Here is a 21,096-nt window from a genome sequence, read left to right as displayed (position 1 = left end):
CACCCGGAAACCAGAGTCCCCGCATCAAAATGGTTCTTAATTCTCTTTACGCTGTCGTTACAATATGTATATGAACTTCTTTATTCAAAAAACCGAACCTCAATTTCATCAAAATCAATCTTCTTTCGGCTTCAACCGCTCCACCTCTTTGGTTAAGCGGGTGCAAATGTACAACTGTTTTTTAAACCGGCAAGCTTTTTTTGAGAAAAATTTCAAAACATTTTCTTGACCTCAAAAACAATCATTTTACATGAACTTTTCCCTGAAACACCTTGGTGTTTTTCGGGCTGCAAATGTAAAATGCTTTTTTTGATTACACAATGCTTTTTTAAATAATTATCCCAGCCTTTCCGACTTATCAAAACAGTATATCAATGAGCTTCTGAACTTGCCTAAAAAACAAACCCTTTGTTGTTTTTCGGGCTGCAAATGTAACACCGTTTCCTAAATAAACAAGGCTTTTTTTGCTTTCCGGACACATTAACTTTCAACTCATTGAAAACAAAGCAGATAAAAATACAACTTTTTTTAAAATTCAAAACCATCTTATCATATGTAGAAAATTAATACATATATATAAGGTAAGCATTGTAGCATCAACTCAAGATAGTATCTTTGCGCACCATCTCAAAATAAGGAGACGAATGATAGAAATCACATTGCCCGATGGCGCGGTAAAGAAAGTTTCAAAAGGCACCACACCCATGGAGGTCGCCAAAAGTATCAGTGAAGGTTTGGCCCGGAATGTCATTTCGGCCAAATTCAATGACACCGTTGTGGAAACCGTCACCCCACTAACTGAAGATGGCACCCTCACTTTATATACATGGAACGACAGTGAAGGGAAAAAGGCTTTTTGGCACTCCACTTCACACGTTGTGGCCCAAGCCTTGGAGGAATTGTACCCAGGAATTAAACTTACCATTGGACCTGCTATTGAAAACGGATTCTACTATGATGTGGATTTTGGGGAGCACACGGTTTCTGAAAAGGATTTCCCAGCCATTGAAAAGAAGGCATTGGAAATTGCCCGAGGCAAACATGATTATAAGATGCGAAGTGTTTCCAAAGCGGATGCCCTTCAATATTATAAGGACCAAGACAATGAGTTCAAAATTGAGCTTATTGAAAATTTGGAAGATGGCACCATAACTTTCTGTGACCACAGCACATTTACTGATTTGTGTCGCGGTGGACATATCCCCAATACAGGCATCATCAAGGCTATTAAAATATTGAGTGTGGCCGGAGCCTATTGGAGAGGTGATGAAAACAATCCCCAATTGACCCGGGTATATGGCATCTCCTTTCCAAAGCAAAAAGAGCTCACCGAGTATTTGGAACTATTGGAAGAGGCCAAAAAACGAGATCATAGAAAACTGGGCAAGGAACTGGAACTGTTCACTTTCTCAAAAAAGGTTGGACAGGGTCTTCCCTTATGGTTACCCAAAGGGGCAGCCCTTCGTGAACGATTGGAACAGTTTCTAAAGAAAGCCCAGAAAAAAGCTGGTTATGAAATGGTGGTCACCCCACACATTGGCCAAAAGGAACTTTATGTGACTTCCGGACACTATGCCAAATATGGCGAGGACAGTTTTCAACCCATTCATACACCAAAGGAGGATGAGGAGTTTCTATTGAAACCCATGAACTGTCCACACCACTGCGAAATCTATAATAGCACTCCTTTTAGTTATAAGGATTTACCCAAACGATATGCCGAATTTGGCACCGTATATAGATATGAGCAAAGTGGAGAACTCCATGGACTTACGCGTGTACGTGGATTCACCCAAGACGATGCCCACATTTTTTGTACTACGGAGCAATTGAACGAAGAGTTCAAAAATGTGATCGACCTATCCTTATATGTATTGAACTCTTTGGGCTTCGACAATTTCACAGCCCAAGTATCCGTAAGGGATTTGGACAATCCTGAAAAATACATTGGTGATGTAAGCGATTGGGAAAAAGCCGAACAAGCCATTATTGATGCGGCAGAAGAAAAAGGATTGAACTATGTGATTGAAAGTGGTGAAGCTGCTTTTTATGGCCCCAAGTTGGATTTCATGGTGAAAGATGCCTTGGGTCGAAACTGGCAATTGGGTACCATACAGGTAGATTACAACCTTCCCAAACGTTTTGACCTTACCTACAAAGGAAGCGACAACGAGTTGCACAGACCGGTAATGATCCACCGGGCCCCTTTTGGAAGTATGGAACGTTTTGTAGCTTTGCTACTGGAACATACCGGGGGAAATTTCCCCTTATGGCTTATTCCAACCCAAGCTATTGTTCTGCCCGTCAGTGAGAAACATGAAAAATATGCGGAAAAAGTTTTGAATTCACTGGAAAATCACGAAATTCGCGCGCTCATTGATAAGAGGAATGAAACGGTAGGGAAAAAAATCCGTGAGGCAGAACTTCAAAAAATCCCGTTTATGCTCATTGTTGGAGAGCAGGAAGAAGCATCCGGAACCGTATCGGTACGGAAACACGGCGGCGAAGATTTGGGAAGTTTGAGCACCGATGCATTTTCCGACTTGGTATCTACTGAAATAAATAGTACCTTAAAGTCGTTCTAAAAAATTGAGTTTAATTAAAAAGTATACGTCATAGCAATACGAAGAAGATTTAAGCCCCAACCCAGGAGGGAAAACAAAAACCCTCACAATATCAATGAAAAGATCAAAGCCCCAGAGGTAAGGCTGGTTGGGGACAATGTTGAAATGGGTGTTTATCCCATTTCCAAAGCAAGGGATATCGCAAAAGAGCAGGAATTGGATTTGGTGGAAATATCCCCCAATGCCAATCCACCCGTTTGTAAAATTATAGACTACAAAAAGTTTCTTTACGAGCAGAAGAAGCGGGACAAAGCCTTAAAGGCAAAAGCCACCAAAGTAGTCATCAAGGAAATACGGTTTGGTCCACAGACAGATGACCATGATTATGACTTTAAGAAGCGACATGCGGAAAAATTCTTGAAGGATGGTGCCAAACTAAAAGCCTACGTCTTTTTCAAAGGACGGTCCATAGTGTATAAGGACCAAGGTGAAATATTATTGCTGAAGCTGGCCCAAGAACTGGAAGAGCTTGGAAAAGTGGAGCAAATGCCGAAATTGGAAGGTAAGCGTATGACCATGTTCATTGCGCCAAAAACCAATAAGAAATAAAAAATACTGAACTAAGTTCAGCATATAATAAGCGGAGTTAAATACTAGGAAAATGCCTAAGATGAAAACAAAATCCAGTGCCAAAAAGCGTTTTAAGCTTACAGGTTCTGGTAAAATCAAAAGAAAGCACGCTTTCAAGAGTCACATTTTGACCAAGAAATCCAAAAAGCGTAAGCTTAAGTTGACGCATTCCACATTGGTTCACGAATCCGATGTGAATAGCATCAAAGAACAATTACGTTTAAAATAATTGTTCAATCGGTACATTATTTAATAACCATGGAGTCAGGCTCTTTAAAGTGTTAAGTTTTTAGTTTTAAGTTCAGAAAAAATCATTTAGCATTTACAACTTAAAACTTTACCATTCTCGACCGCCTGCTACAAAAAAATGAATCATTATGCCAAGATCAGTAAATTCAGTTGCTTCAAGAGCTAGAAGAAAAAAAGTGATGAAGCAAGCCAAAGGTTACTTTGGAAGACGTAAAAACGTTTGGACAGTAGCCAAAAATGCGGTAGAAAAAGCAATGCTATATGCTTACCGCGATAGAAGAAACAAAAAACGTAACTTCCGCTCACTATGGATCACCCGTATCAACGCCGGTGCCCGTTTGCACGGAATGTCTTACTCCCAGTTCATGGGCAAAGTAAAATCCAACGGAATTGAACTTAACAGAAAAGTTCTTGCAGATTTAGCCATGAACCACCCCGATGCCTTCAAAGCCATCGTGGATAGAGTAAAGTAAAAATCAATATAAACTTACCCCGCTTATTAAAATCCCGCTCCATGGAGCGGGATTTTTGTATTTTAAGGTCTCGATAAATATTGAGGCCATGTACAAAACCATATTAGTTTCCCTACTCTTCCTGTTGAGTTTCATTCCGATTTTTTCACAGAATGACAGCATTACGTTCCTAGCCTTGGGAGACAGTTATACCGAAGGTACAGGTGAGGTGCAACCAAACGGTTGGCCCGCGCAATTGGTCAGTCTTTTGAACAAAAAGAAAAAATCCATCGCATCACCCAAAATAGTGGCCAAAGTAGGCTGGACCACCACAGACCTTATTACCCATATCAATTCTGAAGACTTACAACCACCCTATGATTTGGTTTCCCTCTTGATTGGGGTCAATAACCAATACCAAGGATTACCTCTTGATACCTTTAAAGCTGAGTTCCCTGCCTTATTGGAAACAGCCATCCGATTGGCCAACAATAATCCCGATAATGTTTTTGTGCTCTCCATACCTGATTATAGCGTTACTCCTTATGCACGTTTCAAGGATAAAAAAAAGATTGCTCAAGAACTAGAAACCTACAATTCAATTATTGAGGATGTGGCCAATCAATATCAGGTACAGTTTATAGAAATCACGGAACTTTCCCAAAAAGCAGCTTTCAACCGCTCGTTGATTGCATCTGACAGTCTTCACCCTTCCGGTAAAATGTATAAGACCTGGGCCAAAAAAATCGTCAAAAAAAGATATTAGCCCCCAAAAGCCGTAATTACCAGCCTTCTTCCCGAGGCATGGTCACGGTGTTCGCAAAGATAGATGCCTTGCCATATCCCCAAGTTCAGTTTTCCTTGGGTAATGGGAATCTGTACAGAGGTACCCATCAGTGAAGCTTTGATGTGCGCCGGCATATCATCCGGACCTTCATAGGTATGCACATAATAGGGTGCATTTTCAGGCACCATTTGGTTCATGTGACTTTCAAAATCGGTTCGGACAGTGGGGTCGGCATTTTCATTGATGGTCAAACTGGCCGAAGTATGTTTAATGAACACCTGTAACATTCCCACCCTTACCTTTTTTACTTCTGGAATGGCTTCCAAAATGGTATCCGTAATCAAATGGAATCCTCGGGGATACGGTCGTAATTGTAATTCTTTTTGGTAAAAATCCATGGATATATAAAGTGCGGTGCTAAATTAATATAAAGTTTACCAAAAGTGATTCTTGCATTCACCCAATAAGAAATACCTTTGCAGCTTAATTTCTGGACAATGGATTTATCGCAGATCAAAATGGTGGTGACCGACATGGATGGCACGTTGTTAAACTCCAATCATGAAGTGAGCCCTCGTTTTTTTGAAATTTTTGACGAACTCAAAAAAAAGGACATCCTTTTTGTAGCCGCCAGTGGTCGCCAATACAACAGCATGGTGGACAAATTGCATTCCATAAAGGACGATATCATTGTCATTGCAGAAAATGGCGCTTTGGTGAAACAGAAAGGTGATGTATTGCTTACCACGCCCATTACCAAATCTGAAGTAGACCGTATTTTGGCTGTTGTACAGCCCTTGAGCAATGCACATCCCGTACTATGTAGTCAAAATGGTGCCTTTGCCAACCCAGATTCAGATGATTTTTTGAACCTGCTTCGGGAATACTATTCCGAGTTTGAAGTGGTAGAGGACCAAACCAAAGTGGATACGGAAATCCTGAAGATTGCCATTTACCATTTTGAAAGTTCCGAAAGACACATTTATCCTGCCGTACGCTCTTTGGAAGATTCCTTGAAAGTGAAAGTATCCGGAGCCAATTGGGTAGATATTTCGCATCAAAATGCACATAAGGGCTATGCCCTTCAAAAAGTCATGGACCAACACCAAATCACCTCCAACGAGGTCATGGTTTTTGGGGACTATAACAACGATTTGGAAATGCTACAGCTTTCCAACTATAGCTTTGCCATGGCCAATGCCCATCCCAATGTGCTCAAAGTGGCCCAATACAAGACTTCGAGCAATAACGAGTTTGGTGTGGAACGGATACTGGAGAAGCTTATCTAAGACGCTTTCATTTTTCAGATGGATTTTTTACCTATCTTTATGATTGGCAGCACCTTATAAAAGGAATGCTTCTTCCCCCAATATTGTCAATCCAATAAAGAATCCATCTTATGAAATGTGTAGGACTCTCCTTTGCAGTACTCGGTCTTCTCATGGGCTGTAACACCCAAAAACCGGAAACACCTATCGATTACGACAAGGCCAAAACCCAAATCAATAAAAGTATTGAGGCCTGGGACAAAGGTTGGGAAACCAAAGATTTGGAACTCTCCCTGAAATATTATGCCGATGATACCGATTGGACCAATGCTTTTGGAGATCGGGTGCAAAGCAAAGCAGAATTACGCCAACTTTTGGAAACCATCTTTGGGTTGGATTTTGTCATGGCCGGCGAGAACGATTATGGTGAAAACGAAGTTACATTCCTTAGTGATTCCATTGCAACGGCCCGGTCATTGAACATCCGGAAGAACCAAAAATGGCCCGATGGTTCCCAAATGGATGACCGGCACATCAATCATCTTAGGATTTATAAAAACATGAACGGGGAATGGCTTATCATAAACCACATGATCAGTCAAGCTTGGCCCAAAAGACAACCCAAAGACACTACCCAAACCAAGGATTGATGCCGATGTGTTATTACGACTGGATTTTATTTGTAACTTCATAGGAATTCATCAACCCATATATCCCATGGCAGCTTTAAAAAAAGAAGACATCAAACAAGAGGTTTTTGATCTCTACGACGACTATGCCCACAACAAAATAGATCGCAAGGAGTTCATGAAAAAACTATCGCTTTATGCGGTGGGCGGCATCACCTTGCCCTCCCTTTTGAGTTTTATCATGCCCAATTACACGGATACGCTTTTGGTACAACCTGATGACCCTTCATTGGATTCCCAATTCATCACCTATAATTCGCCCAAGGGCGGAGGCGATATCCGCGGTTTGCTTTCCAAGCCCAAGAACGCTTCTGGCAAAATGGGAGGCATAGTAGTCGTCCATGAAAACAGGGGACTAAACCCCTATATTGAGGATGTAGGCCGAAGGGCCGCTTTGGAGGGGTTCATTTCCTTGGCCCCTGATGCCCTTACCCCTTTGGGCGGATATCCCGGCAATGATGATGAAGGCCGGACCTTGCAACGCCAACGGGACCGGAATGAAATGCTGGAAGACTTTATCGCTGCTTTCAACTATCTTAAAAACCATGAAGATTGCAATGGCAAGGTAGGGGTGGTCGGTTTTTGTTTTGGTGGATGGATTTCCAATATGATGGCCGTAAAAGTTCCCGATTTGGCCGCAGCCGTGCCGTTTTATGGTGGACAGCCCGATGATGCGGATGTTGAAAAAATAAATGCTCCCTTACTCATCCATTATGCCGAACTGGACCAAAGGGTCAATGAAGGCTGGCCGGATTATGAAGCCAAGCTCAAGGAATTGGGAAAAACATACGAGACCCATTTTTATCCGGAAGTGAACCACGGTTTCCATAACAACACCACTCCCCGTTTTGACCAAGCTGCGGCGGATTTGGCCTGGGAACGCACCCTTGCGTTTTTCAAGGAAAAATTGACCTAGGTCTTCTGCTTCTTCTTGCGAGCAGCGGGAAAAAGTACATTGTTCAAAATGAGACGATAGCCCGGTGAAGTGGGGTGCAACTCCAACTCTGTCTTGGGGTCCCCTACCCTATGTTGGTAGTCCTCAGGATCATGACCTCCGTAAAACGTAAAAAAACCCTTCCCTTTGATTCCGTGAATGTAACGGGCCTCCCCATTGATCTTATTCTCTCCTAAAATCATGACCGTAGGTTTTATCTCTTTTCTAGTAAAGGCGGTGGTCTGTCCCATAAATCCTTTTACCAAAGATGTATGGTTTTGGGTCAGCATCGTAGGCACGGGATCCCATTTTGCTGAAAACTCCATTAACGAAAAGTAATCGGATTCCTTGGGCACGTTGCCTCGCTTATTGGTCATATCTATGGAAGAAAACTCATATCTGAGTGGATTGCGCTCCAAGATAAAATTGGTGAAGGCCAGGGTGTTTCCATACTCCAACTTTCCTTGATAATTGGCATCCGAAGGGTCTCCATCGAACATGGGCTCACAGATATCCACATTTTCTGCGGCCAGGGCAATATCAAAACTATCCGTGGCGGAGCACATGGCAAACATAAACCCACCACCAATCACATAATTCCTGATCTTCATGGCAACCGCCAATTTCTCATCGGATACTTTTGCATACCCCAATCGTTGCGCCAAAGCCTCCGCTTGCTCTTTCCCTTCAATATACCAAGGAGCAGCTCGGTATGCCCCGTAAAACCGTCCATATTGGCCCGTAAAGTCTTCGTGGTGCAAGTGCAACCAATCGTAAAGCGCCAGCTTATCCCCCAACACCTCTTCATCATACACGGTAACATATGGAATCTCCGCATAAGTAAGCACCATGGTCACCGCATCGTCCCAAGGTTGATTCTCTTTCGGGGAATACACGGCTATCTTGGGAGCTTTTTCCAAAATAACGGCATCTTGGTTTTGGGATGGACTACTGATCTCATCCAAAATCTGTTCCGCCTGTCCATCGGACAGCACCTCGAAGGAGACGCCGCGAATCTGACATTCCTTTCTAATGGCATCACCATCGGGCATCATAAAAGAACCTCCACGATAATTCAAGAGCCATTGTACCTTCTGTTGTTTGGAAAGCACCCAATAGGTGATTCCGTAGGCTTTCAAATGATTTTCTTGGCTCTCTGCATCCATGGGAATGAGAATTACCGATGCAAAAGAAGAAAGAGAAAACAGCAGAGAAAAAATAAGTAAGACACCTCTCGACTGCGCTCGAGGTGACAGAAAAGTAGTTTTATTAGAATGGGACGTCATTGTCATCTGGGTCATCATCACTGTTCATTGCGCTCCCAAAAGCCTCATCCGCACTGGGAAGATTTGGGGTTGCAAAGGGATTTTCTTCGTCCGCATTCATCTTCGATTGGAATTCGAATGGGGAATCAAAGTCATCCAAGTTATCAAATTTACCCAGAGCGCCCACAAATTTTAACCTAATATTTTCCAAACCTCCGTTACGGTGTTTGGCTACAATGAACTCGGCCTGACCTTGGGTGGGGGTGCGCTCTTCATCATCCCACTCATCAATTTTATAGTATTCAGGTCGATAAATAAACGATACAATATCGGCATCCTGCTCAATGGCCCCGGATTCCCTCAAATCGGAAAGTATGGGACGCTTACTGCCTCCACGGGTCTCTACCGCCCTTGATAGCTGCGATAGCGCAATAACAGGCACGTTGAGTTCCTTGGCCAATGCCTTTAGGTTTCGGGAAATGGTGGATATCTCCTGTTCCCGATTCCCTCCTTTCTGGCTTCCGCCAGCGGTCATCAATTGCAAATAGTCAATGATGATCAGTTTAATTTTGTGCTGTGAAGCCAATCGTCTTGCCTTGGCCCTTAGGTCAAAAATGGAAAGCGATGGCGTATCGTCAATGAACAAAGGGGCTTTTTCCAAGGCCTTTACCTTTACGTTCAATTGTTCCCATTCGTGCTTTTCCAATTTTCCAGTCCTCAATTTTTCCGATGAAAGTCCTGTTTCCGAGGAAATCAAACGGGTGATCAACTGTACGGAAGACATTTCCAAGGAAAAGAAGGCCACGGCATTACCGGAATTCACGGCAATGTTCCTGGCCATGGAGAGCGTTAAGGCCGTTTTACCCATACCGGGACGTGCGGCCACAATGATAAGGTCACTGGGCTGCCAACCCGAGGTAAGTTTATCCAGTTTATCAAATCCGGAAGGGATTCCACTGAGCCCCTCTTTGTTCGAGATTTCCTCGATTTTTTTCTTTGCCTGGATGACCAGGTTCTGTGCTGTTTCGGCAGAACGTTTTAGGTTGCCTTGGGTAACCTCGTACAATTTGGCCTCCGCATCATCCAAAAGGTCAAAAACGTCAGTGGAATCACTGTAAGCGTTTTCTATGATCTCACTGGAAATCTTGATAAGGCTCCGTTGGATATACTTTTGAAGGATGATTCGGGCGTGGAATTCGATATGCGCCGAAGAAGCTACTTTTTGAGTGAGTTTTATCAAATAAAAGTCCCCTCCAACAGCTTCCAGCTTCCCTTCCTTCTTGAGTTCAGAGGAAACGGTTAATAAATCCACAGGCTCCGAAGATTCAAATAATTTGAAGATGGCCTCGTAGATAAACCTATGCGCGTCCTTATAGAAGACATCGGGATGTAGAATATCGATTACCTCATCCACCCCTTTTTTGTCAATCATCATAGCCCCAAGCACAACTTCCTCTAAATCAACAGCTTGAGGCGGTATTTTACCTTTTTCTAGATTGATGAGGGTTGACTTGTCCACTCTATGACCGATGACTGGGCTAGGTTTGTCCATGAATGCGAAAGTAGCTAATTGGTCTTAAGTTAACTTTAATTTTACGTAATGCGATTTCCACAGGTAATGAACAAAGTTAATGTTAATAACTCGCGTTGCCTGTTGATAATGCAAAAAAATCGGAGGAAAAAACCTAATAAAAAAAGTTAGCCTTTGAAAAACAAGAATTAGCCATTGAAAACCCCCATTTCGGCGTATTTGTCCATTCGGGTTTTTATAAGCTGTTTTGGTGATAACTTTTTGAGTTCTTCGTAATGGGAGGAAATTTTGTTCTTGACCGTTTCAAAGGTCTTTTCCCTGTTGACATGTGCTCCACCTAGAGGTTCCTTGATGATTTCGTCAATGACCTTGATTTTTTTACTGTCCGAAGCGGTAAGTTTCAGGGCTTCCGCTGCTTTTTCCTTGTATTCCCAGCTTCTCCACAAAATGGAAGAGCAGTTTTCAGGAGAGATCACGGAGTACCAAGCGTTCTCCAGCATCAACACCTTGTCGCCTACTCCAATACCCAAGGCACCACCTGATGCCCCTTCTCCAATAATGATACAGATGATGGGTACTTGAAGTCGTGTCATTTCAAGAATATTCCTTGCAATGGCTTCACCTTGCCCTCTTTCTTCTGCTTCCAAACCTGGATAGGCACCGGGAGTATCAATAAAAGTAACCACAGGAATACCAAACTTCTCTGCGGATTTCATCAATCGCAAGGCTTTGCGGTACCCTTCCGGGTTGGCCATACCAAAATTTCGGTATTGTCGGGTCTTGGTGTTATATCCCTTTTGCTGGCCGATGAACATATAGGATTGGTCACCTATTTTGCCCAATCCTCCAACCATGGCCTTGTCGTCCTTTACATTTCTATCGCCATGAAGCTCCAAGAACGTATCGCCGCAAATGGCATTGATATAGTCCATGGTATAGGGCCTATTGGGATGTCTGGATAGTTGCACCCGCTGCCATGCTGTTAAATTTTTGTAGATGTCCTTTCGGGTCTCTTGTAATTTCTTTTCAATCTGTGAGCAGGTTTCCGTTACATCAACGTCACTTTCTTCCCCAATCACCATACATTTTTGAAGTTGGTCTTCAAGTTCTTTGATAGGAAGTTCGAAATCTAAATACTCCATGGAAGTTCGATTCTTAAAAATAGTGGGGACAAATATAAAACTTTATGTATTACTTGCCGAAATCATCCAACTCATTTAACGTTAGACGAATAGATTCATTTCCTTCATTAGCGCTTGGCCTTCATCAGCATATAAAATGCAAAAATCCCAAAAATGAGATTGGGGATGATCACCGCCAACAAAGGAGAAAAACCGGATTGTTCCGCCAAGGTTCCAAAAACCTTGTCAAAGAAAATATATACAAAGGCCACTCCAATACCAAAAGCCAAGTTAAGTCCCATTCCCCCTCTCCGTTTTACCGAGGAAACCGCTACCGCTATTATCGTTAGGATAAAGGCCGCAATGGGCAAGGCCCATCTTTTATATTTTACCAAGACGTAGGCATTTACGTTGGACGCTCCTTTACTCTTCTGATCTTCGATAAAGTCATTGAGCTCAAATAGGTTCTTGGTCTCCGCCACGTAGGAAACCGGGGTAAGGTCGTCCAGCTTGAAGGTGAACAGGGTATCCAACCTCCTTTTGGTTTCCAAGAGCTCCACACCATCGCGCAACTTGCGCTTGGTGTAATTGGTCAACCGATATAGACTATCAGTATCCACCCATCTGATATTGCTTGCCGAAATTTTATAGTCCAGTTGCTTGATGGAATCAAAATGTTCATAGGTAAAGTTGTACCCGATTTTACGATTGGGGTCAAAACTACTCACATAGATGTAATCGTTTTCATTGAGCTGATTGTAGATATTGTCCGTGACCCGGTCCTGCCTACCCTTTTTAAAGTATTTGTATTCAAACTCATTGAAGCCGATACTGGCATGGGGCACTATGAACATTCCCATCATAAATATAAGGATGGCCACCAAGGTGGCGCCGATCAAATACGGTCTCAAAAAACGGCCATAGGACACTCCTGAGCTCAAAATGGCCACAATCTCCGTATTACTGGCCAGTTTTGAGGTAAAAAATATAATGGAGAGGAATAAAAAAACAGGTAGCAGCAAATTCCCGATCACCAAGGTAAAGTTGCCGTAGAATACGATTACCTCGGACAAAGGGGCTTCATTGTCTATGATCTTCCCGATCTTTTCCGCGAGGTTGGCCATGATACCAATGGGAACAAAAAGCATCAACATCCCCAAAAAGGTGACCAAATAACGCTTTAAGATGTACCTATCAAGTATGGTGAGCATTACAATCTTTTATCCATTTGTTGTACCATCTGGTTTTTCCACTCCAGAAAATCCCCTGCTAAAATACGTTCTCTTGCGGTTCGCACCAACCACAAATAAAAACCAAGGTTATGAATGGTGGCTATCTGCTTGCCCAAATATTCGTTGGCGGCAAACAAATGCCGTAAATACGCCTTGGAATATTCGGTATCTACAAAAGTAATGCCCATCTCATCTATGGGTGAAAAATCATTTTCCCACTTTTTGTTCTTGATGTTGATGGTACCGTGCGCCGTGAACAACATGCCATTTCGGGCATTTCGGGTAGGCATTACACAATCGAACATATCCACACCCAAGGCAATATTCTCCAAAATATTGATAGGTGTTCCCACTCCCATGAGATATCGCGGTTTGTCTTCCGGAAGGATATCACAAACGAGTTCGGCCATTTCGTACATTTCCTCTGCAGGTTCTCCTACCGAGAGACCTCCGATGGCATTTCCCTCTGCTCCTACGGAAGCAATATACTCTGCGGATTGCTTTCTCAAATCCTTATATGTAGAACCCTGGACAATAGGAAAAAAGGTCTGGGTATAATCATAGGTATACGGAAGCTTTTCCAAATGTGCCATACAACGGTCCAACCATCTATGGGTCATATGCATGGAACGTTTGGCATAATTGTAATCGCAGGGATACGGGGTACATTCGTCAAAGGCCATGATGATATCCGCCCCAATGGTTCGTTGTATCTCCATCACATTTTCAGGAGTAAAGACATGGTGGGACCCATCAATATGCGACTTGAACTTGACCCCTTCTTCCTTGATCTTTCGATTATCCGATAGCGAATAGACCTGATACCCGCCACTATCCGTTAGAATAGGGCGTTCCCATCCCATAAATTTGTGCAGTCCCCCAGCTTGTTGCAAGATACTGGTTCCCGGTCTCAAGTATAGGTGATAGGTGTTTCCCAAAATAATATCGGGATTAATCTCATCCGTCAATTCCCGTTGATGCACCCCTTTTACGGAGGCCACTGTGCCCACCGGCATAAAAATAGGGGTCTGGATGGTACCGTGGTCCGTGGTCATTTCCCCGGCCCTGGCCTTACTTTTGGTATCCTTTTGTACTAAGGTAAATTTCAATGCATTTGTTTAAGACCGCAAATATAGCCAACTCATTTTCCCCGTTCCTTAACAAAAAAATAAAGTTTGTGTGCAAAGTCTTTGATTAAATCTTCCATTTCCACTTGTTTAGCCCACTGAATGCGGTTACTTTTGGGCTTTAAATTTATACTAATGCCAAATACACAAGAATTACAGGATTTAGTGACCCAAGTACGAAGGGACATTTTACGAATGGTCCACAAGGTAAATTCCGGACACCCCGGAGGCTCTTTGGGCTGTACCGAGTTTTTTGTTGCTCTGTACAACGAAATTATGGACCTCAAGGAAGGATTTGATATGGATGGAATTGGGGAAGATCTCTTCTTTTTGTCCAACGGACACATTTCTCCTGTATTTTATAGTGTATTGGCTCGACGGGGCTATTTTCCCATCGACGAACTGAATACGTTCCGCTTATTGGATTCACGTCTACAAGGACACCCCACTACCCATGAGGGGCTGCCCGGTGTACGTGTAGCTTCTGGATCATTGGGGCAAGGGATGTCCGTTGCCATTGGAGCTGCATTAGCGAAAAAGCTTAATGGCGATGACCATTTGGTATACAGTCTACATGGAGACGGTGAACTTCAGGAAGGTCAAAACTGGGAAGCCATTATGTATGCCGCTGGCAACAAAGTGGACAACCTGATTGCCACCGTGGACCGAAATGGACAACAAATTGATGGGTCTACCGAAGACGTACTGCCCTTGGGCGATGTTGCCGAAAAATTCAAGGTATTTGGATGGGATGTCATGGAGATTGAAAACGGTAACGATTTGGAACAGGTCATTGCCGGACTGAAAGAAGCCAAGACCAGAACCGGAAAAGGGAAGCCGGTATGTATTGTCATGACCACCGAGATGGGTAATGGCGTAGACTTTATGATGCATACCCATGCATGGCACGGAAAAGCTCCCAATGATGAGCAATTGGCCACCGCATTGGCGCAAAACCCTGAAACCTTAGGTGATTATTAATTCAGAAGACCTCACAAGATGACAAAATATACAGATCAAGGAAAACAAGATACACGTAGCGGATACGGAGCCGGAATGACAGAGTTGGGAAGAACCAATCCCAATGTAGTGGCCCTTTGTGCCGATTTGATAGGCTCATTGAAAATTGAAACCTTTATTGAGGAGAATCCAGAGCGTTTCTTTCAAGTAGGGATTGCAGAGGCCAACATGATGGGTATGGCCGCTGGTTTGACCATTGGCGGAAAGATTCCATTTGCCTCCACTTTTGCCAATTTTGCCACAGGTAGGGTGTATGACCAAATTCGTCAATCCATAGCCTATTCGGGTAAAAATGTGAAAATCTGTGCATCGCACGCAGGTCTTACCTTGGGTGAGGATGGCGCCACCCACCAGATTTTGGAAGATATAGGTCTTATGAAAATGTTGCCGGGTATGACGGTAATCAACCCATGCGACTTTAACCAGACCAAAGCTGCCACCATTGCCATTGCCGAGCATGATGGTCCCGTATACCTTCGTTTTGGAAGACCCAAAGTGGCCAACTTTACCCCTGTTGACCAAAAATTTGAAATTGGCAAGGCACTCATGCTCAATGAAGGTACCGATGTGACCATCATTGCCACCGGACATTTGGTTTGGGAATCCCTGCTGGCCGCGGAAAGTTTGGAAAAGCAAGGTATTTCTGCCGAAGTGATCAACATACACACCATTAAACCTTTGGATGATGCCGCTATTTTGGCTTCGGCCAAGAAAACCGGATGTGTAGTCACTGCAGAGGAACACAACTTTTTGGGAGGTCTTGGCGAAAGTGTTTCCAGGGTACTGGGCACACACCTTCCCACACCTCAAGAATTTGTGGCCACCCAAGACACTTTTGGCGAAAGTGGGACACCTGACCAACTCATGGAGAAATATGGGTTGAACAATAAAGCCATCGAGGCTGCCGTTTTAAGGGTATTGAAGCGAAAATAATTTTCGGTATCACTTTTGTGTGATATTCTTCAATCCATTAAAACGAAATACTTATGAAAAAAGCACTTCTAGTGGCAGCAATGGCCCTATTGGGGTCTGCCGCAATTGCCCAAAGCGGTTCAGGATTTGGTATCAAAGCAGGTTTAAGCTACAACAAGAACGGGGACTTGATCAGTTCTGTTGGCGACTCCGGACAGGACATCGTTGATGGCGGCAAAGGTAAGACCGGTTATCATGTTGGTTTCTGGGGAAAGTTGGATTTTCCAAAGATTTATCTTAGACCCGAATTGGTATATTCCAAGACCAAAAGTAGCTATGAGGTGGATGGTGATTCCCAGGACTATGACATCTCCAAATTGGATCTCCCTGTATTATTGGGGTACAAAATTATTGGCCCCTTGCATATTTTTGCAGGACCTGCATTCCAATATACCCTTAAAAATGATTTGGGGGACCTTGAAGTGGAAGATGTCAAGAACGACTTTACCGTTGGCCTGAACACCGGCGTAGGGGTAAATTTGGGAAAAGTTGGTCTGGACGTACGCTATGAGCGTGGTTTCTCCAAGAACGAGGCCGAGTTTATCGGTGATAACATTACGGACATATCCGGTAGGGTAGATTCGAGACCTTCTCAAATCATCTTTGCGCTATCCTTAAAATTATAGTGGCAGTTTTAACCCACAAAAAAAGGGCCCGTCAATGACGGGCCCTTTTTATTTTATTATCTTCTTTTTCCTAATTATCGGGGTCTAAATAATCTGGGATATCATCATTATCAGCATCTGGGTAAGGGATAATGATTTCCCCATTTTCATCGGTTATCTCACTTCTTGTGGAGACCCCATCGCCATCATCATCACCATCCAAATAGTTGGGGGCATTATCTCCGTCCGTATCATCATCAAATAGATTTTTGTTTCCATTCCTATCTTCTTCAATACTTGGTATGCCATCCCCGTCATGATCGGCCGTATTCACCACCAATAAATTAATATTGAATATGATAGGCGCATAGCTTTCCCCTACTTGGGCGCTATTAAAATACGCCAATCCAGAGGGCATGATGATCATTCCCGAACCGAACCCCTGTACTTCAAAAGTTCCATCAGGGTTATCAATGATACCGTCTCCGGATTTAAAGTGGGTCAACCCAAACTGAAAACCTTTAATGGCACCGGCAGAGCTTATGGTCCCTTGCAAATCAAACCAAACTCCGCTGCTGATCGCACTATCAAACAAAGTACCATCCAATCTATAGCCTTCATATAACACATAGGTGGAATCGGCCACAGTGGGATGTTCCCCCTCACCTTCCCTAGCCACCAAATAGTAATAGGTATGAGCAATGTCTTCCGCACCATCAGAAATTCCAAACTCTGAAGCCGATACGGTGGCGGTTGCGGATTTTAAGAGCGGGGATTCTGAAATTGGGGTCTTATCTGCATTATCCCCGGCAATGGTGTCTACCTTGACTTTATAGTCAAAACCAGCCGGTGGGTTTTCAAACTCTTCATAATTATAGAAATGGGTCTGTAAATATTCTTTTATCTCATCGTCATCCTCCAAGGCTACTTCCGACAAGTCCCTTGGCGGAACCGTCTCAACCCCATCATCATCCTTTTTACATGAGAAAAAAGCAAATGTTAAAAATAAAGAAACCAAAATCCCGTATCTCATCAAGTGTGTCATTTAGCTGCGCAAGATACAATTTTCCGCTATTTTTGCTCAGTGCGTTAACAAAGATTTGCAGAGATCATGCGGATAGACAAGTACCTTTGGTGCATTAGATACTACAAAACACGGAACGTTGCCTCGACGGCGGTCAAAAAAGGTCAGGTCAAGGTAAATGGCAGTACGGTGAAACCTTCGAGGGAGGTATTCCCCATGGACAAAATTGTGCTGCGGAAAAATCAAATAGACTATCAGCTTACCGTTTTGGACATCCCGGAAAGCAGGGTCGGGGCCAAATTGGTGGACATTTACCGGAAGGATACCACCCCCAAGGAAGCTTTTGAGCACAACGAACTGCTGAACTTTGCCAAGACCCACTACCGAAAAAAGGGATTGGGGCGCCCTACCAAAAAGGACAGAAGGGATATTGATGAGTATTTGGATGAGTCCGAATAGTCTGTTTTCATATCTTTGAATGAATTAATCCATTTCATGAAAAACCACATTCTTACCCACGATCAGATTCAGCATATTGCTAAACGGATTGCTTACCAAATCTATGAGACCAATGTGGATGAAAAGGAAATTGTAGTGGCCGGTGTCAATGGAGGGGGAAACGATTTTGCCAAAAAGATAGTCGCTATCCTGAAAAAAATCACCGAGGCGCAGATTGTACTCTGCAAGGTGAGTATGGACAAGAAGAATCCCTTGAAAAGTGGCGTGGAGACCTCAATCCCGGAAGATGACTATAAGAACAAGTCCATTGTTTTGGTGGATGATGTACTCAACTCCGGCACTACCTTGATCTATGGGGTGCACCATTTTTTGAAAACCCCCATTAAACAGTTAAAAACCGCGGTGCTGGTCAATAGGAATCATAAAAAATATCCTATTAAGGCCGATTTTAAGGGAATTTCACTTTCTACCTCCTTGAACGAACACATCAAAGTGGAATTTAAACCCAAAAACGATATCGTCTACTTAGAGTAGTCCTTTGATTTCGGCAACCACCTCATCCAGATTCTTCCCATCGCATTCCACAATATGCTTGGCCTGCGCATAGTACGTCCTCCTTTCAAAAAGGTGTTTTCCAACAAACTCGGGCAAATCAGTATCTTCTATGTTCCTCACCAAGGGTCTCTGCTCTTTTTCCTTTTTGAGCCGTTCCACTAAGGCGGGTATGGACAGCTGTAGATATATGGAATGGTCCGATTTTTCCAAAATGGTGTCCATGTTTCCGGAATAGCAAGGCGTTCCCCCTCCAGTGGACAGTATCAAATTCTCCTTCCCATCCAATACTTGGGAAAGCATCTTGTGTTCCAATTTTCTAAAAAAAATCTCCCCGTGCTCCGAAAAAATGGATTTCACGGATTTTTGTTGCTCCTCTTCAATATAGTCGTCCAGATCTACAAATTCCATCTGTAAATCCCTGGCCAACAACCTTCCAACGGAGGACTTACCACTTGCCATATACCCCATCAAAACTATTCTCATACATCCGATTTAAATACGATTTCAAAAAAACACAAATTTATCATTAATTCACTTTTGGAAAATAGATTATTGATGTTATATTTGCACCCGCTTAGCCAGACAGCCAAGCATTGAAATTTTGACCTGATAGCTCAGTTGGTAGAGCATCTCCCTTTTAAGGAGAGGGTCCTGGGTTCGAGCCCCAGTCAGGTCACTTTCAAAAAATCCTGTACGTTGAAAGACTTACAGGATTTTGTTTTTTTAGCTTATTTCCATTTTAAATTTTAGCCAAAGAGACCTCTTATCCCATAAAAAATTACGCCATTTTCACCTCTATACCACTTTCGTACTGAAAATATGGTGTTGGGTAGCCGTAAAATAATCCTTGAATACCTGATTCAATTGGTGCCCATTACTGCACCCTCTAATCCCCAACAAAGGGTAGACCTCCATTATACATTCCGAAATGGTCTTAACCGAAGCTGAAGCCTCAGAATGAACTTCACGAATCCAATCTTCCGGGAACCCGTCCTCCAAATTGATGTTATCCTCGGTCCGTTTTGCCCAGCCGCCTATTTTTTCATCTGATCGGGACAGTGCTTCTTTCAATTTTTCCAATATTTCATTCCGTCTCAATACCATTTCGGCTTCTTCTATATAATGGGCTGCCATACCTACATAATTGACCCAAAGGGTCAAATCGGCAAACACCCCAAAAGGAATTTTAAAGATATTCTGCGAATGGTACCATTGGTTATAGAAAAAGCTATACTTTTCATCTACCCATTTGGAAGATACTTCAAAGGAATGGGTGGCCGTGGCCTTCAATCCCATGGTATTCCAATCCTTAATGACTTTTACGTCCTTACCATCCAAAACAAAACAACGCACTACAGGCAAACCCTCCTCATTGAGCACGTCCTTTCCCTCTTCTTGGATTTTTGCACTTAAGGTAAAATGGGTAAGATAGGGGGCACCCGTGGCGTACTTCCAGATTCCGTTAATAATGTATCCGTCCCCTTTTCTCTCGGCGGTACCAAACACTCCCCCACTCCCCCCAAAACAAACGGGTTCTTTTGGGTCATTGAAAATTGCATTGGCCGTTTCTCTGGGCAAGTTCCCAATAAAGAAATTCGCTCCGGAGCACAGGGTAACGGTCCACCCCAAACTGCCATCCACTTGCGCCAAATGTCTCAACGTTTTCAATCCCCCCGTCAGGCTCAGTTCCAATCCACCATACAACTTGGGCACCCATAAGTTCCACAAGTTTTCCTTGGCAATGCCTTCCAAAACGGCTTTGGGCAGTTCTTCTTTTCCGAAGCAGAGCTCTCTATACCTTTGCATGTTGTCCTTCAGTTTCATCTGCAAGTATTTTTCTCCATTTAATATAACCCGATACAGCCACGATGAACAAAAAAGCCGTTAAACCTGCATAGATGTACAGTCCTTTATACATCAATAGTGGAATGGATATCAGGTTACTGATGTTCAAGTATATCCAGTTTTCAATCTTTCGTTTGGCCATGAGCCACATCCCGGCCCAGGCAAAGGCACAGACCACGGCATCCCAATACGGAACATCCGAATCTGTATGTTGTCCCAGCCAATAGGCCATCAACGCAAAACTGGCGATAACGATTCCCATGGCAATCCCATGTTCATTTTTGGTGGAATATGAAATTGGGGTTTCCTGCTTTTGCTTTCCCATTTTCCAATAGAACCATCCGTAGATACTCATGACCAGATAGTAGAGGTTCAACAGGATATCCGCATACAATTTGGATTGATACAGCACCCACATACTGATCAAAATGGCAACGATACCAAAAAGATAATTATGGATATTGTTCTGGCGGGCCAAAAGAACTTGGACCACTCCAAAGCCGGTTCCCACCCATTGTAATAAAGTAAGTTGTGAAAGTAATTCCATGTAAACGGGTTATCATTGTCCAAATAAACCATGGGAACCCTAATGGAACACGTGCAAAGCACGTTTGCCAAAATCCCTACGCCAGCATGATCTGGATCAGGTGCGAAGTGGTCAACTTCCGGGTATAATCTCAGCCCTGTTATCCAGGACACCCCATGTAGACTTCAAAGGTATGAAAACCTACTTGGACCAATTGTAATTTATACCCTAAATTAGCAAC

Annotated in this window: 23 protein-coding genes and 1 tRNA gene; 14 read left to right on the top strand and 10 right to left on the bottom strand. The window is 43.2% G+C overall.

Annotated elements, in window-relative coordinates; all coding sequences use genetic code 11:
• Positions 1 to 644 precede the first annotated feature (644 nt).
• The 5 genes from thrS to F8C76_RS17635 all read left to right on the top strand — a co-directional run bounded on the left by thrS (position 645) and on the right by F8C76_RS17635 (position 4,661).
• A complete protein-coding gene (thrS, locus tag F8C76_RS17655; RefSeq protein WP_152132851.1) occupies positions 645 to 2,585 on the top strand; it encodes a threonine--tRNA ligase in 1,941 nt (646 codons plus the stop codon).
• Between the two features lie 36 nt (positions 2,586 to 2,621).
• Positions 2,622 to 3,173, top strand: a complete 552-nt coding sequence (gene infC / locus F8C76_RS17650; protein WP_262707919.1) for a translation initiation factor IF-3 — start codon at positions 2,622 to 2,624, stop codon at positions 3,171 to 3,173.
• Positions 3,174 to 3,225: 52 nt separating this feature from the next.
• Positions 3,226 to 3,423: a 50S ribosomal protein L35 gene (gene rpmI, locus F8C76_RS17645; protein ID WP_073181711.1), complete on the top strand. Its 198-nt coding sequence runs from the start codon at positions 3,226 to 3,228 to the stop codon at positions 3,421 to 3,423.
• Between the two features lie 148 nt (positions 3,424 to 3,571).
• Complete coding sequence (gene rplT, locus F8C76_RS17640; protein ID WP_136567301.1) at positions 3,572 to 3,916, top strand: 50S ribosomal protein L20; 345 nt, start codon at positions 3,572 to 3,574, stop codon at positions 3,914 to 3,916.
• A gap of 88 nt (positions 3,917 to 4,004) precedes the next feature.
• Complete coding sequence (locus F8C76_RS17635) at positions 4,005 to 4,661, top strand: SGNH/GDSL hydrolase family protein (protein ID WP_152132850.1); 657 nt, start codon at positions 4,005 to 4,007, stop codon at positions 4,659 to 4,661.
• On the opposite strand, the gene F8C76_RS17630 is transcribed toward F8C76_RS17635, so the two are convergent.
• Positions 4,658 to 5,080: a secondary thiamine-phosphate synthase enzyme YjbQ gene (locus tag F8C76_RS17630; RefSeq protein ID WP_152132849.1), complete on the bottom strand. Its 423-nt coding sequence runs from the start codon at positions 5,078 to 5,080 to the stop codon at positions 4,658 to 4,660. The two genes, F8C76_RS17635 and F8C76_RS17630, sit on opposite strands and share 4 nt — an antisense overlap.
• Positions 5,081 to 5,179: 99 nt before the next feature.
• On the opposite strand from F8C76_RS17630, the gene F8C76_RS17625 reads away from it, so the two are divergent.
• The 3 genes from F8C76_RS17625 (at position 5,180) to F8C76_RS17615 (ending at position 7,555) form a co-directional block, all read left to right on the top strand.
• Positions 5,180 to 5,971, top strand: a complete 792-nt coding sequence (locus tag F8C76_RS17625) for an HAD family hydrolase (protein WP_152132848.1) — start codon at positions 5,180 to 5,182, stop codon at positions 5,969 to 5,971.
• 110 nt (positions 5,972 to 6,081) lie between these two features.
• Positions 6,082 to 6,600: a YybH family protein gene (locus F8C76_RS17620; RefSeq protein ID WP_152132847.1), complete on the top strand. Its 519-nt coding sequence runs from the start codon at positions 6,082 to 6,084 to the stop codon at positions 6,598 to 6,600.
• A gap of 67 nt (positions 6,601 to 6,667) precedes the next feature.
• On the top strand, positions 6,668 to 7,555 hold the full coding sequence (locus F8C76_RS17615; protein ID WP_152132846.1) for a dienelactone hydrolase family protein: 888 nt from the start codon (positions 6,668 to 6,670) through the stop codon (positions 7,553 to 7,555).
• Here the strand turns inward: F8C76_RS17615 and F8C76_RS17610 are convergent.
• From F8C76_RS17610 to tgt, 5 genes are all read right to left on the bottom strand, one after another.
• Positions 7,552 to 8,739, bottom strand: coding sequence for an asparagine synthetase B (locus tag F8C76_RS17610; protein WP_439108301.1), 1,188 nt, complete (start codon positions 8,737 to 8,739; stop codon positions 7,552 to 7,554). The genes F8C76_RS17615 and F8C76_RS17610 overlap by 4 nt on opposite strands.
• 103 nt (positions 8,740 to 8,842) lie before the next feature.
• Positions 8,843 to 10,390, bottom strand: coding sequence for a replicative DNA helicase (gene dnaB / locus F8C76_RS17605; RefSeq protein WP_116219440.1), 1,548 nt, complete (start codon positions 10,388 to 10,390; stop codon positions 8,843 to 8,845).
• Positions 10,391 to 10,557: 167 nt separating this feature from the next.
• On the bottom strand, positions 10,558 to 11,511 hold the full coding sequence (locus F8C76_RS17600; protein WP_129656195.1) for an acetyl-CoA carboxylase carboxyltransferase subunit alpha: 954 nt from the start codon (positions 11,509 to 11,511) through the stop codon (positions 10,558 to 10,560).
• Positions 11,512 to 11,618: 107 nt separating this feature from the next.
• The gene (locus F8C76_RS17595; RefSeq protein WP_152132844.1) at positions 11,619 to 12,701 is read right to left on the bottom strand and encodes an LptF/LptG family permease; all 1,083 of its coding nucleotides are present in this window, start codon (positions 12,699 to 12,701) and stop codon (positions 11,619 to 11,621) included.
• Entirely contained in the window at positions 12,701 to 13,831 is a 1,131-nt protein-coding gene (gene tgt, locus F8C76_RS17590) for a tRNA guanosine(34) transglycosylase Tgt (RefSeq protein WP_116219437.1), read from the bottom strand. Before tgt ends, F8C76_RS17595 begins: the two co-directional genes overlap by 1 nt.
• Before the next feature lie 153 nt (positions 13,832 to 13,984).
• Between tgt and F8C76_RS17585 the strand changes: the two genes are divergently transcribed.
• Genes F8C76_RS17585 through F8C76_RS17575 form a run of 3 tightly spaced genes read left to right on the top strand, consistent with a single transcriptional unit; the run spans position 13,985 to position 16,467 of the window.
• Entirely contained in the window at positions 13,985 to 14,830 is an 846-nt protein-coding gene (locus F8C76_RS17585) for a transketolase (RefSeq protein WP_116219436.1), read from the top strand.
• Positions 14,831 to 14,848: 18 nt separating this feature from the next.
• Positions 14,849 to 15,802, top strand: coding sequence for a transketolase family protein (locus F8C76_RS17580; protein ID WP_129656193.1), 954 nt, complete (start codon positions 14,849 to 14,851; stop codon positions 15,800 to 15,802).
• Between the two features lie 53 nt (positions 15,803 to 15,855).
• Positions 15,856 to 16,467 (top strand): outer membrane beta-barrel protein, encoded by a 612-nt coding sequence (locus F8C76_RS17575; RefSeq protein ID WP_152132843.1) that lies wholly within the window; start codon positions 15,856 to 15,858, stop codon positions 16,465 to 16,467.
• Between the two features lie 70 nt (positions 16,468 to 16,537).
• On the opposite strand, the gene F8C76_RS17570 is transcribed toward F8C76_RS17575, so the two are convergent.
• Positions 16,538 to 17,479 carry an FKBP-type peptidyl-prolyl cis-trans isomerase gene (locus F8C76_RS17570; RefSeq protein WP_152132842.1) on the bottom strand — a complete coding sequence of 314 codons (942 nt, stop codon included), beginning with the start codon at positions 17,477 to 17,479 and terminating at the stop codon, positions 16,538 to 16,540.
• A 78-nt stretch (positions 17,480 to 17,557) separates the two neighbouring features.
• On the opposite strand from F8C76_RS17570, the gene F8C76_RS17565 reads away from it, so the two are divergent.
• Both F8C76_RS17565 and F8C76_RS17560 read left to right on the top strand, forming a co-directional pair.
• Complete coding sequence (locus tag F8C76_RS17565; protein ID WP_129656190.1) at positions 17,558 to 17,929, top strand: RNA-binding S4 domain-containing protein; 372 nt, start codon at positions 17,558 to 17,560, stop codon at positions 17,927 to 17,929.
• A gap of 36 nt (positions 17,930 to 17,965) precedes the next feature.
• Positions 17,966 to 18,463, top strand: coding sequence for a phosphoribosyltransferase family protein (locus F8C76_RS17560; protein WP_152132841.1), 498 nt, complete (start codon positions 17,966 to 17,968; stop codon positions 18,461 to 18,463).
• Here F8C76_RS17560 and F8C76_RS17555 read toward each other — a convergent pair.
• Positions 18,455 to 18,967, bottom strand: a complete 513-nt coding sequence (locus tag F8C76_RS17555; protein WP_129656188.1) for a shikimate kinase — start codon at positions 18,965 to 18,967, stop codon at positions 18,455 to 18,457. The two genes, F8C76_RS17560 and F8C76_RS17555, sit on opposite strands and share 9 nt — an antisense overlap.
• A 120-nt stretch (positions 18,968 to 19,087) precedes the next feature.
• On the opposite strand from F8C76_RS17555, the gene F8C76_RS17550 reads away from it, so the two are divergent.
• A tRNA-Lys gene (locus tag F8C76_RS17550) sits at positions 19,088 to 19,160 on the top strand.
• A 119-nt stretch (positions 19,161 to 19,279) separates the two neighbouring features.
• On the opposite strand, the gene F8C76_RS17545 is transcribed toward F8C76_RS17550, so the two are convergent.
• The gene (locus F8C76_RS17545) at positions 19,280 to 20,308 is read right to left on the bottom strand and encodes an acyl-CoA dehydrogenase family protein (RefSeq protein ID WP_152132840.1); all 1,029 of its coding nucleotides are present in this window, start codon (positions 20,306 to 20,308) and stop codon (positions 19,280 to 19,282) included.
• The gene (gene pnuC, locus F8C76_RS17540) at positions 20,277 to 20,876 is read right to left on the bottom strand and encodes a nicotinamide riboside transporter PnuC (protein WP_152132839.1); all 600 of its coding nucleotides are present in this window, start codon (positions 20,874 to 20,876) and stop codon (positions 20,277 to 20,279) included. Before pnuC ends, F8C76_RS17545 begins: the two co-directional genes overlap by 32 nt.
• Between the last annotated feature and the right edge of the window lie 220 nt (positions 20,877 to 21,096).

Origin of the sequence: Flagellimonas olearia (assembly GCF_009184425.1) — a bacterium.
Classification (GTDB): domain Bacteria; phylum Bacteroidota; class Bacteroidia; order Flavobacteriales; family Flavobacteriaceae; genus Flagellimonas; species Flagellimonas olearia.
The sequence above is the reverse complement of the archived record's forward strand: the minus strand, read 5'-3'. Positions and strand labels throughout refer to the sequence as shown.